This is a genomic window from Herbaspirillum sp. VT-16-41 (assembly GCF_001994935.1).
GTDB lineage: Bacteria > Pseudomonadota > Gammaproteobacteria > Burkholderiales > Burkholderiaceae_D > Herbaspirillum > Herbaspirillum frisingense.
In genome coordinates this window covers 48,189-62,139 of record NZ_MUXB01000101.1, presented here as the reverse complement: position 1 = coordinate 62,139, position 13,951 = coordinate 48,189, and the positions used below count along the sequence as shown (strand labels likewise).

The window sequence follows — 13,951 nt, the reverse complement described above, 5'->3', positions numbered from 1 at the left end:
ACAATATGCGGCTATCTGCAGCCAATTTCAAGCAGGAACAATAGTAGCATTCAAGCCCAGCTTCTTGATTCGGCTTCCCATGCGTTCGGCTTCATCGCGGCTGCCGAAGGGACCGACGCGGATGCGCGTACGTTCGCCGGCCTGGGTCGCGATCTTTTGCGTGTAGGAGTGAATACCTGCTGCGTTGAGCTTGTTGCGCAATTCATTGACCTTGTCCTGGGTCGCCAGCGCGGCGACCTGGATGACGAACTTGCCGCCGGTGGCGGCCGGCTTCTTCTCTGCCGGCGCAGCAGCGGCACCGGACTTGCCTTCCAGGATCGCCAGCGCACGGGCCGAATCGTCATGGGCAGAGGGCGCTGCTGCCGGCGCGGTGGAGGCTGGGGCCGGGGCCTTGGGCTTGGCGGCTTCCTTCTTCGGCTCTTCCTTGTGCTCGACCACGATAGCCTTCTTTTCCTCGACCTTGGGCGCGGGCTTGTCGATCACCTTGGGGGCCACGGCCGCCACCGGCGGGCTGGCCGGCTGTGCGGCCGGGGCAGTGGCGGGTTCGGGCGCGATGCTGGCCGGCTCGACGATCTCTTCCTTCTGGTCCAGCGAGGCCTGCTTGGCATCGCCCGCAGAGGCTGGCACCGGGGCCGAGGTTCCGGCCGAGGCCGCCTGGTCCTTGGATGGGATCTGGATGGCGATATCGTCGTTGAGCGGCTTGGGCTCGGAATCGAGGATCATCGGCAACACGATCACCACCGCCAGCGCCAGCGCGACGGCACCGATCAGGCGGCGGCGCGCACGTTTCTTTTCCGGCAACAAGGGATCGGCGGCGGCATCCTTGCCGGCCTTGGCCCGTCCCCCTGCGGCGCGGCCGGAGGTATTGGCGGCGCTACGGCTGCCGCGGCTGCGAATGACGGAAGATTGCTCGTCGGAACGCGAACGGAAAGTACCTTGGTCGGAAGCAGAGTCCTGCTTGTTTTTGCGGAAAAACGAGAACAAGCCCATGCGGAGTCGTCTTGAATTGATCTGAAAATCTTGGAAAACCTGCCCGACCCATCAGGTCGGGGCGCCGCCGGGCGTGGCGGCCGGCTCCGGAAATCGGGTACGGGTTCAGTGCAGACCGGGGCGGCGCGCCTGCATGACGCCGGCCACGGTGAGGAAGGACCCGAAAACCACAATTCTATCATTCTCCCCTGCTCTGCTTAATGCATTTGCATAGGCGTCGGCCGGCGAAGTGAAGGTTTCGATGCTGCGCGCCGCGTCCCGCCTGAATTCCGGCGCCACGCCGGCACCCAGCAGGGCGTCCTTGAGCTGTTGCGCAGTGGCCGCGCGCGGCAGCGGCAGGTCGGTCACGCACCAGTGGTCGATCTTGTCCTTCAGATGACCGATGACGCCTTCGATGTCCTTGTCCAGCATGGAGCCGAACACCGCATAGGTGTAGGGATGAAAGCCCATGTTGTCCAGGTTCTGCGCCAGTGTGGCGGCCGCATGGGGGTTGTGCGCCACGTCCAGGATCACCAGCGGCTGGCCCGGCAGGACCTGGAATCGTCCCGGCAGCTCCACCGTGGCCAGCCCGGTGCGTACTTCCTGCGCACCCACGGGCAAGACTTCGCGCAAGGCCTCCAGCGCGGCCAGGGCGGCCGAGGCGTTCAACAGCTGGTTGGCGCCGCGCAGGCTGGGATAGGCCAGCGAATTGCGACGCATGCCGCGTCCGCCATAGGCCCACTGCTGCTTGTCGCCCTGGTAGTTGAAGTCGCGGCCCATCAGCCACAGGTCGGCGCCGATCTTCTCGGCATGCGCGATCAGGGACTTGGGTGGCAGCGGGTCGCCGCACACGGCGACCTTGCCGGGACGGAAGATGCCGGCTTTCTCGAAGCCGATTTCTTCGCGGGTCTCGCCCAGGTATTCGGTATGGTCGATGTCGATGCTGGTGACGATGGACACATCGGCATCGATCACGTTGACCGCATCCAGGCGGCCACCCAGGCCGACCTCCAGGATCACCACGTCCTGCCCGGCATCGGCCAGCAGCTTCATGATGGCCAGGGTGGTGAATTCGAAATAGGTCAGGGAGATGTCACCGCGCTGCGCCTCCACCGCCTCGAAGGCCGCGATCAGTTGCGCATCGCTGGCCATGTCGCCGCTGATGCGGGCGCGTTCGTTGAAGTGCAGGAAGTGCGGCTTCATGTACAGGCCCACGCGATAGCCGGCGCGCAGCAGGATCGATTCCAGCATGGCGCAGGTGGAGCCCTTGCCGTTGGTACCGGCCACCATGATGACCGGGCAGTCGAACCGGATGTCCAGCTTCTGCTTGACCTGCATGACCCGCTCCAGGCCCATGTCGATCTGCTTGAAGTGGCGTTGTTCCAGCAGCGCCAGCCATTCGCTCAAGGTGGCGGGGGTGGCAGGGCTCGGGGAAGCTTGGGAAGTCATGGCGCGTCTCGGTCGGTGAAGCTACAGCACAAAAACGAAATACGGATTACTGGACAGCTGTTCCGAATGAGGATGACACAAGTGTCCGTTCGTCCTGAGTAGCGGCATTGCCGCGTATCGAAGGCGCTCCGGCCTAATCCTTCGGCAAGCGCGGGAGCGCCTTCGATACGGCCCTGACCGGGCCTACTCAGGCCGAACGGTAGTCAGACATTCGAAACATGCATGAAAAAACAAGGCCCGGATTTGCACTTCTGCAAATCCGGGCCTGAAGTATATCCGCTTATCAGGAAACCGTTTCGGCGGCCTGGTTTTGCAGCAGGGCCAGCAGACGGGCGATTTCCTCGCGCATCTTGCGGCGGTCGACGATCATGTCGATGGCGCCCTTGGTGACCAGGAATTCGGCACGCTGGAAGCCTTCCGGCAGTTTCTCGCGCACCGTGTTCTCGATCACGCGGGGGCCGGCGAAGCCGATCAGGGCCTTGGGTTCGGCCATCACCACATCGCCCATGAAGGCGAAGGATGCCGAGACACCGCCCATGGTCGGGTCGGTCAGCACGCTGATGAAGGGCAGCTTCTTTTCCGACAGCTTGGTCAGCATGGAGGTGGTCTTGGCCATCTGCATCAGCGACAGCAGGCCTTCCTGCATGCGGGCGCCGCCGGTGGCGGTGATGCAGATGAAGGGGACCTTCTGTTCCAGCGCCGCCTGGGCGCCGCGGGCGAAGCGCTCACCCACCACCGAGCCCATGGAACCGCCCATGAATTCGAATTCGAAGCAGGCCACGACAACCGGCAGGGTCATGATGGCGCCGCCCATGACCACCATGGCATCGGTTTCGCCGGTGGATTCCATGGCGTCCTTGAGACGGTCGGGGTACTTCTTGCTGTCCTTGAACTTCAGGGTGTCGACCGGCAGGGCTTCCTGGCCGATCTCATAGCGGCCGCCTTCGTCGAGCAGGGCATCGAGACGAGCGCGGGCGCGGATGCGCATGTGGTGACTGCATTTGGGGCAGACGTGGAGGTTGGACTCCAGGTCGGTACGGTACAGCACGGCCTCGCAGGAGGGGCATTTGACCCACAAACCTTCCGGGATGGCCTTGCGGCTGGTGGAGCCGCGTTGAATCTGGGGTGGCAGTAACTTCTCGAGCCAGCTCATAGATACCTCATAGATTTTTCCGGTGGCGCGCATTGTACCAGAGCCGACCGGGGCGGGACGTAAAGCACGGTCATGCTTTCCATCCAGCAAGAAATGAAGGATAGGCGGCTTGCGCCTTATCAAAAAACAAAGCCTCCGGGCGCAGTTCGGTGCACCCGGAGGCCTTCTGTCCGATTACTCCTGCCGGCCAGGCTCAGGCATCGAGCGCCTGGCGAATGCCGGTGACGAAGGTCTGCACCGCCTCGCAGGCCTTCTCCCGCGGGGTATTTTCCAGCTCGGCGATGATGCGGCTGCCGATCACGACCGCGTCGGCCACGCTGCCCACGGTGCGGGCGGTGGCACCGTCGCGGATGCCGAAGCCCACCGCGATGGGCAGCTTGACGTGCTGGCGGATGGCGGCGATACGTTCGGCCACTTCGGCGGTGTCGATATGGCCGGCACCGGTCACGCCCTTGAGCGAGACGTAATAGCAGAAGCCGCTGCTCACGGCCGCCACCTGGCGGATGCGCTCTTCCGACGAGGTCGGGGCCAGCAGGAAGATCGGGTCCATGCCGTTGGCCTGCATCTTCTGGGCGAATTCTTCACATTCCTCGGGCGGATAGTCCACCACGATGGTGCCGTCCACGCCGGCCTCGCTGGCAGCGGCGATGAAGGCATCCACACCGAAGCGTTCGATGGGGTTGGCATAACCCATCAATACGATGGGGGTATGGGTATTGGTCTTGCGGAATTCGCGCACATAGCCCAGCACATCATGGGTGCTGATGCCGAACTTCAAGGCCCGCTCGCAGGCGCGCTGGATCACCGGGCCTTCGGCCATGGGGTCGGAGAACGGCACACCCAGTTCGAGGATGTCGACGCCGCCGGCCACCAGCGCGTGCAGCAGCGGCACGGTCAGCTCCGGGGCCGGGTCGCCGGCGGTGATGAAGGTGATCAGGGCCTTGCGCTTCTGCTCGGCCAGTTGGGAAAAGGTAGTCTGGATTCTGGACATGATGGTGAAGTATTTTGTCGAACCAGCCGGCCACCCGTCGGGCAGCCGGCACGCGTCAGGCAGGGGCGGCGATCAGCCCTGGCGCTGTTGCACGGTATGCATGTCCTTGTCCCCACGGCCGGACAGGTTGACCAGCACGATCTGGTCCCGGGGCAGGGTCGCCGCCAGCTTGGCCGCATGGGCCAGGGCATGGCTGGACTCCAGCGCCGGGATGATGCCTTCGATGCGGCAGCAGGTGTTGAAGGCCTGCAGCGCCTCTTCGTCAGTGATGCAGGCATAGCTGGCGCGACCGCTGTCCTTGAGCCATGCGTGTTCCGGCCCCACGCCCGGATAATCCAGGCCGGCCGAGACCGAGTGGGTCTCGATGATCTGGCCATTGGCATCCTGCAGCAGGTAGGTGCGGTTGCCGTGCAGCACACCGGGCGAGCCCAGGGTCAGCGAGGCCGAATGGCGACCGGTATCAAGCCCGTCGCCGGCGGCTTCCACCCCGACCAGCTTCACATCGGCATAGTCGATGTAGGGATAGAAAATACCCATGGCATTGGAGCCGCCACCGACGGCCGCCACCACGTAGTCCGGCTGGCGCGAGGCGATCTCGGGCATCTGCTGGATGCACTCGTTGCCGATCACCGACTGGAAGTCGCGCACCATCATCGGGTAGGGATGCGGGCCGGCCACGGTGCCGATGATGTAGAAGGTGGTCTCGACATTGGTGACCCAGTCACGCATGGCTTCGTTGAGGGCATCCTTCAGGGTCTTGGAGCCGGATTCCACCGGCACCACCTTGGCGCCCAGCAGGTTCATGCGGTACACGTTCTGCAACTGACGCTTCACGTCTTCCGCGCCCATGTAGACGATGCATTCCATGCCGAAACGCGCACAGATGGTGGCCGTGGCCACGCCGTGCTGGCCGGCACCGGTCTCGGCGATGATGCGCTTCTTGCCCATGCGCTTGGCCAGCAATGCCTGACCGATCACGTTGTTGATCTTGTGGGCGCCGGTGTGGTTGAGGTCTTCACGCTTGAAGTAGATCTGTGCACCGCCGGCCTGCTCGGACCAGCGCTTGGCGTGGTACACGGGGCTGGGACGGCCGACAAAATGCTTCAGTTCGGTGTGGAATTCGGCGAGGAATTGTTCATCGTGCTGGTAACGGGCATAGGCCTCGCGCAGCTCGTTCAGGGCCAGGGTCAGGGTTTCGGAGACGAAGCTGCCACCGTAGGGGCCGAAGTGACCACGCGCGTCCGGCAGGTTGTAGTGGGCCGACTGGTGCAGGGCGGCGACGGGAACGGCCTGGCGCTCGGCAAAGCTGCCGAGGGGGTTCAATTCTTTCATGGGTTTCCTCTGAATCTCGTACTGCGTACTGTATGGGGAGTGCTACGCCGGGGTAGCGTCCGCCAGACGCACGGCCTGGATGAAGGCCTCGATCCTGGCGGCATCCTTGATGCCCTTGGCGGCTTCGACACCACTGCTGATATCGACCGCGTAGGGACGAACGCGGGTCACCGCCTCAGTGACGTTGTGTACGCTCAAGCCACCACTCAAAACGGCCCGAGGCGCGAGTTCTTTTGGAATGAGAGACCAATCGAAAACCTTTCCACTGCCGCCGTACTCCTCGACCAGGGTGTCGAGCAGCAGTCCGGTGAAAAACGGACTGGCGGAGCGATATGCCTGTTCATATTCTAACAAATCCGAGGGCTGCGTCGAACTTCCTATTCTGGCCGCGCGCATGAAGGGTCTGACAACGGCGCGAGCGATCGCGGCACAGTGCTCGGGCGTTTCGTCGCCGTGGAACTGCAATATCGTCAGGGGCGCCTCGGCCAGCACCTGCTGCACCTCTTCCAGGGTCGGGTTGACGAACAGGCCGACGATGCTCACCAGCGGCGGCACCGCCCGCGCCAGCTCACCGGCACGTTGCGGCGTAACATAGCGCGGGCTTTTTGGATAGAACACCAGGCCCAGCGCATCGGCGCCAGCGGCCACGGTGGCACGGACATCCTCTTCGCGGGTCAGTCCACAGATCTTGATACGGGTACGCAAGCTCATCGATATTGCCTTTTTGCAAGAATTTCAGGGGTGCGCGCAGCGGCCCAACGCGCTACAGCCAGGGCCAGGAGCGATTCTCCTGCGGCAGCGCCCAGGCATCCGGATAGTCTACCCGCGCCAGGTAGAGGCCGTCCGGCATGAAGGTCGGGGCGGCCCGGCTGCGGTCGCGCAGGGCCAGCACCTGCCCTATCCACTCCGGCCCCTGCTTGCCGCTGCCGACCACGATCAGCGAGCCGACGATGTTGCGCACCATGTGATGCAGGAAAGCATTGGCCTTGAGCGTGAAGACGATCATGTCGCCATGGCGACGCACGGCGATGCCTTCCATCTTGCGCACCGGCGACTTGGCCTGGCACTCCACGGCCCGGAAGCTGGTGAAATCGTGCTCGCCAATCAGGTGCTGGGCCGCGCGGTGCATGCGGTCAGCGTCCAGCGGGCGGAAGGTCCAGCCGGCCTTGCCGGCCAGCAGCGGCGAACGGACCGCATGGTTGTAGAGCACGTAGTGATAGGTGCGGGCGATGGCCGAAAAGCGCGCATGGAAGCCGAACTGCGCCAGCTGCGCCGCCCCTTCACGCTCGGCGCCATGCAGCGCGGCGACCTCGCCAGTGCCGGCACCGGCAGCGGCGCTGGCGTTGGCAATGGCCGCGTCATCCACGTAAGGCAGCTCGCAAGCCCAGCGCACCGCAATCGTCGGCGGCAGGAAGGCGTTGGTGCCGCGTACCCAGGAAAAGCTGTCGCGGGCGATGGCGGTGTCGAAATGGACCACCTGCTCCAGCGCATGCACGCCGGAGTCGGTGCGGCCGGCACAGGTGGTGGCGATGGGCTGGGTGCTGAAGCGCAGCAGGGCCGCTTCCAGCTGATCCTGCACGGTCTGGCGGTGCGGCTGGGTCTGCCAGCCCTGCCAGCAGGCGCCGTCGTATTGCACGCCCAGTACCACGCGGCGCAGGCCGTCGGCCTGGGGGGGAATGTCTGTCATGGTGATCACTGCAGGCCGCCCTTGCGCTGCTTGCCAGGCTCAGGCGGCACGATGAAAACAAACGGGCAGCTCATGCGAGCTGCCCGCGAGATGAAGCTATTGTAATCGCTGGCCGTGGGCTTCAGCCCAGGGCGGCCATCATTTGCTTGGCACGTGCGATCTGGGCATCGTTGCCGCCGCGCATGACTTCTTCGAGCAATTCGCGAGCACCTTCCTTGTCGCCGATTTCCTCATAGGCGGCGGCCAGGTCGAGCTTGGTGGTCATCTCGGCCTCGAAGGCGGACTCTTCATCTTCTTCCAGCAGGTTGGTGGACGCTGGCGCTGCGTCCTCCTCCGGCAGGCTCAGGTCCAGATCGGCCAGATCCGTAGCGGGAGCGGGAGCAGGTGAAGCGGGCGCCTCATCCAGGCTGTCCAGCAGGGCCGATGCCGAGGTGGCGCCGCTCGATGCCGGCAGGATGGGCTCGTTGGCGTCGGGCTTGGCACCGTTTTCCAGGTCCAGGTCGAAATCGATGTCCTTGCCCAGGTCCATGGCCGCGCCTGCCGGCGGGGTCGGCGTGGCTTGCAGCTCGGCGCCCTTGAAGTCGCTGAGGTCGAACTCCATGCCCTGCTCTTCCTCGCTGCCGAGGATCGGTTCCTCTTCGGCCGGGACACCACCGTACAGCGGATTGGTGGGATCGACTTCCAGGCCCAGGGCTGCGGCCTTGACCCAGGTTTCGTTGAGACCACCGCTGAGCTGATGCAGGTCGAGCGCGACCTTGTTGAAGTTCGCCACATCGCCGCGCTTGGCATAGATTTCCAGCAGCTTGGCGTGCAGCGCCTGGCGCTCGGGCGTTGTCTGCAGGGCCAGCTTGAGAATGTCCTCGGCCTGCTCGTCACGGCCATAGGCGATGTACATGTCGGCTTCGGAGATCGGATCGACCGGCTCTTCCGGAACCACGGCGGCCACCGGAGCAGCCTCCTCGACCACGGGCGCGACGACCGCTACGGTCGCCGGAACCTCGGGTTCTGCTTCAGGCTCCGCCGCAGCCGCTGCTGCAGGTGCAGGCGAAGCAGGCTCGGGTTCGACGGCAGGTTCGACGGCGCCTTCCTCGGACTTCTTCTTGCGACGACGCATGGCCAGCACACCACCACCGGCGGCCAGCAGCGCGACCAGCACACCGGCACCGATCAGGAAGGCGGGATTTTCCTTCACCTTGTCAACGAAGCTGCCACCGTTCTTGTCTGCCGGTTTGGCGCTGGCTGCCGGCGGCGTAGTCGACGAAGCGACTGCTGCAGCCGGCGCCGTTGCAGGTTCAGGCGCAGGGGTTGCGGGCGCATCGGCCGGCTTGTCCTCGGCCTTGGGTGCGGCGGCGTCGGCGGCCGGCTTGGCGGCTTCGCCCTCCTTCGGTTGTTGCGCGCTCAGTTCGGCGATGGTCTTGTTCTTCAGCTCCAGCAGTTTCTGGAGGTTGTCGACGTTCTTTTCCAGGTCCTTGACGCGGTCATTGGCCTCGGCCAGCGCGCGCTCGCTGGCGGCCTTGTCTTCGGCGGCAGCGCCGGCGCTGCCGGTCTTGCCATTGCCCTTGTTGGCGCGGGACAGCTCCAGGCGATCACGCGCCGACTGGGTGCCGGAACGTTCTTCCACCCGCGTGGTGATTTTGCCGCCGCCACTCTGGCGGCTGGTGCCGGGCTTGCCGGGCGGTGCGTTGGCGACCTGGCCGGCCAGCTTGTTGCGGTAGGCGTTGAAGTCCTGCGCCTGCGCCACGACCATGCCGCGTGCCTCATCGCGGTCGACGGCGGCGGCGGTGGGCTGATCGGGAATGCTGAGGATCCTGCCGGCGCGCAGGCGGTTGATGTTGTTGCCCTGGAAGGCGTCGGGATTGGCGCGATACAGGGCGATGAGCATCTGGTCCAGCGAGACATTGGCCGGCTGGTTGCGGGCGGCAATCGCGCCCAGGGTATCGCCCTGCTTGACGCGGTAGTCGGCGCTCTTGCCGGCAGCAGCCGGCGCAGCGGCCGCTGACGGACTAGACGCGGCCGGCTGGGCCACCGTCCCCGTGGCGCTTTGCGTCGCCGGCCGGGAAGCGGCAAGCGCGTCCGGGCTGGCCGAGGCCGGGGTATCGGCAGGCGATGCCTGCTGGCGACGGATCAGTTCCTCGGCCAGGGCCGATGGTGCAGGCCGCTGGACGATGGTGGTCGCGGGCTCTTCGCCGCTGACCGGGATCGGGGTGCTGCTGGCGGCAGGAGCGGCAGCGGGTGCGGCAGCCTGTGCTGGTGCGGGGGTCGGCGCGGCAGCGGCGGCCGGTGCAGCCTGGGCAGCGGTCGGTTCAGAATCGGCAGCCGGGGCAGCCGATGCAGCAGGGGCTGTGGGGGCGGCCGCAGCGCTTGCTGCAGCCTCGCTACGGGCAGCCGAACCGTTGGTGGCACCGGCATTGCCCGGCGTCAGCGGTGCCACCTGGGCGTTGCGCGGTGCCTTGCTGTCAGGTGGATCAAGCAGGAAGGTATATTCACGCAGCAGGCGGGAATCGCCCGCGCTCAATTCCATCAAGAGGTCGACAAACGGATCACTGACCGGCTGGGAAGAGCTGATACGGATGAAGTGACGCCCCTGGCGCTGTTCAACCACGAAGGACAGCGAACCCAGTACCGGGTTGTAATCCATGTTGGCGCGGCGGAAGGCCTCGGCCGGTGCCAGGCGGGCCGACAGCTTGCCGGCCTCGTCGGCGCTCACGGAAGTGACCTCAATCTCGGCCCGCAACGGCTGGCCCAGCGAGGACAGCACGGTCAGCTTGCCCAGTCCGGCCGCCTGCGCGCCCAGTGGCAAGGCCAGGGCCAGCGCGACGGCGGCGCTCAGGGTCTTCATCTGGGACAGGGGAAGCTTCTTGTTAGTATTCAGAGGCATGTTTTATATGGCTTAGAGAAACGTTCCGCTTGAAACCCGTCACGCTCGCGTTCTACCCGGTGGAAGCCGTGAATGGGGCATGTGCCGCGCAGCCTTGCTGTGGGCCGTCGCTGCTGCTGTCCCTGCAGCCCTTGCTGTCTTGAAAGCATTGTTTTGCAGCTCAGGGAACGGAAATGCAGATCCATTTCATCAAATCCAGCAGGCGCCCGGCGATGGCGCTGCCATGTTGGTTTTCATGAAATGAATGGGCTTTTCAAATTAACATCAAGAACTTACACCCGCAAGTGTACTTAACTTCTCAAGATGAGAAAAACCCGCCAGCTTCTCCCTGGGGAAAAGCTGGCGGGCTATTGTTGCAGACTGACAACGGGATAGGCAAGCCCTATTCGCATTGCAGCAACGCACGGCGGTTGCCGGCCGGATATTTTTCCGGCCGTCGCATTACTCCAGGTTGCCCAGGATGATGCGCAGCATGCGGCGCAGCGGCTCGGCCGCGCCCCACAGCAACTGGTCACCGATGACGAAGGCGGAAATGTATTCCGGGCCCTGGTTCAGCTTGCGCACACGGCCCACGCCGATTTCCAGGCCGCCGGTGATGGCTGCCGGGGTCAGTTCCTTGACCGTGATGGCGCGGTCATTGGGAACCCACTTCACCCACTGATTGCCGGCGCGAATGATGGACTCGATCTCGGCCAGGGGCAGGTCGCGCTTCAACTTGATGGTCAGCGCCAGGCTGTGGCAACGCATGGCACCGATACGCACGCACAGGCCGTCGACCGGGATGATCTTCTCGTTGCCGAGGATCTTGTTGACTTCGGCCTGGCCCTTCCACTCTTCCTTGGACTGACCGTTTTCCAGCTGGGCGTCGATCCAGGGGATCAGGCCGCCGGCCAGCGGCGCGCCGAAGAACTCGGTGGGCACGTCTTCACGGATGGTCTTGGCAACCTTGCGGTCGATGTCCAAGATGGCCGACGACGGTGTAGCCAGCTCTTCGGACACGGCGGCGTTGATGACGCCCATGCCCTTCAACAGTTCGCGCATGTGGTTGGCGCCGCCACCGGAGGCCGCCTGGTAGGTCATGGAGCTGACCCACTCGACCAGGCCTTCCTTGAACAGGCCACCCACGCCCATCAACAGGATGGAGTTGGTGCAGTTGCCACCGATGTAGTTCTTCACGCCCTTGGCCAGTGCGTCCTTGATGACGTTGTTGTTGACCGGGTCCAGCACGATCACGGCATCATCCTTCATGCGCAGCGAGGAGGCGGCGTCGATCCAGTAGCCGCCCCAGCCGGCTGCACGCAGCTTGGGGAAGATCTCGTTGGTGTAGTCGCCACCCTGTGCGGTAATGATGATGTCGCATTTCTTCAGCTCATCGATGCTGTTGGCGTCTTTGAGCGTCGTTGCCGTTTTGGCAAACGACGGCGCTTTGCCGCCCGCATTCGAAGTCGAGAAAAATACCGGTTCGATGTGATCGAAATCACCCTCGTCCTGCATGCGTTGCATCAGGACCGAACCCACCATTCCACGCCAGCCAACCAAACCAACCAGTTTCATCATCTTTCCCTATTTAGAACATCCATGGTGAACAACTCAGATTGAACACATATGCGCCGGACCATCCGGCATTCCAGGCGCCCCGCCCTGCCCGGCTTGTGCGGGCAGACGAGGCACTGAGCTTACGCGAGGGCCTTGACCACGGCCTCGCCCATCTGCTGGGTGTTGACCTTGGTGCAGCCTTCTTCATAAATATCGGCGGTGCGCAGACCTTGCGCAAGCACTTTCTTCACGGCGTTCTCGATGCGGTCGGCCTGTTCGGCACGGTTCAAGGAGAAACGCAGCATCATCGCCGCCGACAGGATGGTCGCCAGCGGATTGGCGATACCCTTGCCAGCGATGTCCGGTGCCGAGCCGTGCGAGGGCTCGTACAGACCCTTGTTGTTGGCATCCAGCGAAGCCGAGGGCAGCATGCCGATGGAACCGGTCAGCATGGCGGCGGCGTCGGAGAGGATGTCGCCGAACATGTTGCCGGTAACGATGACGTCGAAGTTCTTCGGTGCCTTCACCAATTGCATGGCGGCGTTGTCCACGTACATGTGCGACAGCTCCACGTCCGGGTATTCCTTGCCCACTTCGGTGACGACGTCTTTCCAGAACTGGAAGGTCTCCAGCACGTTGGCCTTGTCCACGCTGCACAGGCGCTTGCCGCGCTTGGCCGCGGCCTGGAAGGCGACATGCGCGATACGGCGGATTTCCGGTTCCGAATAGCGCATGGTATCAAATCCTTCACGTGCACCCTTGAAAGGACCGTCCGGCGCTTCGCGCATGCCACGCGGCTGGCCGAAATAGATGTCGCCGTTCAGCTCGCGCACAATGAGGATGTCCAGGTTGGCCACCAGCTCGGGCTTCAACGACGAAGCACCGGTCAGTTCCGGATAGCAGATGGCGGGACGGAAGTTGGCGAACAGCTGCAGGTGCTTGCGCAGGCCCAGGATGGCCTGCTCCGGACGCAGGGCGCGCTCCAGCTTGTCGTACTTCCAGTCGCCGACTGCGCCGAAGAGGATGGCGTCGGCTTCCTTGGCCAGCTTCAGGGTGCCATCCGGCAGCGGGTGGCCGTGGGCCTCGTAGCCGGCGCCGCCGACCGGGGCCGATTCCATCTCGAACTTCTCGTCCAGTGCATTGAGCACGCGCACGGCTTCATCGACGATTTCAGGACCGATGCCGTCGCCCGGCAGGATAGCAATCTTCATGGCTTCTCTTTCTCAGTTATGCAGCGAATTCGGGTTATCAATGACAAGGGCGGTCATCTGACCGCCCTTTGCTGTTGTTTCAACGATCCTGTCAGATCGTGTTGCTCAGCCAGGGCTGTTCGTGCAGGTGTTTCTCTTCGTAGGCACGAATGGTGTCGGCTTTGCGTAGGGTCAGGCCAATGTCGTCGAAACCGTTGAGCAGGCAGTACTTGCGGAACTCGCTGATATCGAAGGGATAGGCCTGGCTGCCGTTGGTGGTGCTGACGACCTGCTTTTCCAGGTCGATGACCAGGCGGTAACCCGGGAAGGCCTTGACTTCATTGAACAGGTGATCGACCTGTTGCTCGGTCAGGACGATGGGCAGCAGACCGTTCTTGTAGCAGTTGTTGAAGAAGATGTCGGCGAAGCTGGGCGCGATCACCGCGCGGAAGCCGAACTGGTCCAGCGCCCACGGCGCGTGCTCGCGCGAGGAACCGCAGCCGAAGTTCTTGCGCGAGAGCAGGATCGAAGCGCCCTGATAGCGCTCCTGGTTGAGCACGAAGTCCGGGTTCAGCGGGCGCTTGCTGTTGTCCATGCCCGGCTCGCCATGATCCAGGTAACGCCATTCGTCGAACAGGTTGGGGCCGAAGCCGCTGCGCTTGATCGACTTCAGGAACTGCTTGGGGATGATCGCATCGGTATCGACGTTGGCGCGATCCAGCGGCGCCACCAGTCCTTCGTGCAGGATAAATTTATTCATGGTCTT

The 13,951-nt window shown here is 63.9% G+C and carries 11 protein-coding genes; all 11 read right to left on the bottom strand.

Going from position 1 to position 13,951, the window contains the following annotated elements:
* Positions 1 to 27 precede the first annotated feature (27 nt).
* The gene (locus BTM36_RS11225) at positions 28 to 990 is read right to left on the bottom strand and encodes an SPOR domain-containing protein (RefSeq protein ID WP_077236337.1); all 963 of its coding nucleotides are present in this window, start codon (positions 988 to 990) and stop codon (positions 28 to 30) included.
* Positions 991 to 1,095: 105 nt separating this feature from the next.
* Positions 1,096 to 2,418, bottom strand: coding sequence for a bifunctional tetrahydrofolate synthase/dihydrofolate synthase (folC, locus tag BTM36_RS11220; protein WP_039874898.1), 1,323 nt, complete (start codon positions 2,416 to 2,418; stop codon positions 1,096 to 1,098).
* A 283-nt stretch (positions 2,419 to 2,701) separates the two neighbouring features.
* Positions 2,702 to 3,571 (bottom strand): acetyl-CoA carboxylase, carboxyltransferase subunit beta, encoded by an 870-nt coding sequence (accD, locus tag BTM36_RS11215; RefSeq protein ID WP_077236336.1) that lies wholly within the window; start codon positions 3,569 to 3,571, stop codon positions 2,702 to 2,704.
* Between the two features lie 193 nt (positions 3,572 to 3,764).
* The gene (gene trpA / locus BTM36_RS11210; protein WP_077236335.1) at positions 3,765 to 4,562 is read right to left on the bottom strand and encodes a tryptophan synthase subunit alpha; all 798 of its coding nucleotides are present in this window, start codon (positions 4,560 to 4,562) and stop codon (positions 3,765 to 3,767) included.
* A 72-nt stretch (positions 4,563 to 4,634) separates the two neighbouring features.
* Complete coding sequence (trpB, locus tag BTM36_RS11205) at positions 4,635 to 5,894, bottom strand: tryptophan synthase subunit beta (RefSeq protein ID WP_006462716.1); 1,260 nt, start codon at positions 5,892 to 5,894, stop codon at positions 4,635 to 4,637.
* 42 nt (positions 5,895 to 5,936) lie between these two features.
* On the bottom strand, positions 5,937 to 6,605 hold the full coding sequence (locus BTM36_RS11200) for a phosphoribosylanthranilate isomerase (protein ID WP_077236334.1): 669 nt from the start codon (positions 6,603 to 6,605) through the stop codon (positions 5,937 to 5,939).
* Positions 6,606 to 6,657: 52 nt separating this feature from the next.
* Positions 6,658 to 7,581, bottom strand: a complete 924-nt coding sequence (locus BTM36_RS11195) for a tRNA pseudouridine(38-40) synthase TruA (protein WP_077236462.1) — start codon at positions 7,579 to 7,581, stop codon at positions 6,658 to 6,660.
* A gap of 121 nt (positions 7,582 to 7,702) precedes the next feature.
* A complete protein-coding gene (locus BTM36_RS11190) occupies positions 7,703 to 10,459 on the bottom strand; it encodes a FimV/HubP family polar landmark protein (RefSeq protein WP_077236333.1) in 2,757 nt (918 codons plus the stop codon).
* 441 nt (positions 10,460 to 10,900) lie between these two features.
* On the bottom strand, positions 10,901 to 12,013 hold the full coding sequence (gene asd, locus BTM36_RS11185) for an aspartate-semialdehyde dehydrogenase (protein ID WP_077236332.1): 1,113 nt from the start codon (positions 12,011 to 12,013) through the stop codon (positions 10,901 to 10,903).
* Between the two features lie 122 nt (positions 12,014 to 12,135).
* Complete coding sequence (leuB, locus tag BTM36_RS11180; protein WP_006462721.1) at positions 12,136 to 13,206, bottom strand: 3-isopropylmalate dehydrogenase; 1,071 nt, start codon at positions 13,204 to 13,206, stop codon at positions 12,136 to 12,138.
* A gap of 91 nt (positions 13,207 to 13,297) precedes the next feature.
* Positions 13,298 to 13,945 (bottom strand): 3-isopropylmalate dehydratase small subunit, encoded by a 648-nt coding sequence (gene leuD / locus BTM36_RS11175; RefSeq protein ID WP_077236331.1) that lies wholly within the window; start codon positions 13,943 to 13,945, stop codon positions 13,298 to 13,300.
* Between the last annotated feature and the right edge of the window lie 6 nt (positions 13,946 to 13,951).

Excerpts from the sequence above, each read along its gene's own strand:
- trpA (WP_077236335.1), bottom strand. The coding sequence starts at position 4,562 with ATGTCCAGAATCCAGACTACCTTTTCCCAACTGGCCGAGCAGAAGCGC.
- BTM36_RS11195 (WP_077236462.1), bottom strand. The coding sequence starts at position 7,581 with ATGACAGACATTCCCCCCCAGGCCGACGGCCTGCGCCGCGTGGTACTG.
- folC (WP_039874898.1), bottom strand. The coding sequence starts at position 2,418 with ATGACTTCCCAAGCTTCCCCGAGCCCTGCCACCCCCGCCACCTTGAGC.
- accD (WP_077236336.1), bottom strand. The coding sequence starts at position 3,571 with ATGAGCTGGCTCGAGAAGTTACTGCCACCCCAGATTCAACGCGGCTCC.
- BTM36_RS11200 (WP_077236334.1), bottom strand. The coding sequence starts at position 6,605 with ATGAGCTTGCGTACCCGTATCAAGATCTGTGGACTGACCCGCGAAGAG.
- BTM36_RS11190 (WP_077236333.1), bottom strand. The coding sequence starts at position 10,459 with ATGCCTCTGAATACTAACAAGAAGCTTCCCCTGTCCCAGATGAAGACC.
- asd (WP_077236332.1), bottom strand. The coding sequence starts at position 12,013 with ATGAAACTGGTTGGTTTGGTTGGCTGGCGTGGAATGGTGGGTTCGGTC.
- leuD (WP_077236331.1), bottom strand. The coding sequence starts at position 13,945 with ATGAATAAATTTATCCTGCACGAAGGACTGGTGGCGCCGCTGGATCGC.
- BTM36_RS11225 (WP_077236337.1), bottom strand. The coding sequence starts at position 990 with ATGGGCTTGTTCTCGTTTTTCCGCAAAAACAAGCAGGACTCTGCTTCC.
- trpB (WP_006462716.1), bottom strand. The coding sequence starts at position 5,894 with ATGAAAGAATTGAACCCCCTCGGCAGCTTTGCCGAGCGCCAGGCCGTT.
- leuB (WP_006462721.1), bottom strand. The coding sequence starts at position 13,206 with ATGAAGATTGCTATCCTGCCGGGCGACGGCATCGGTCCTGAAATCGTC.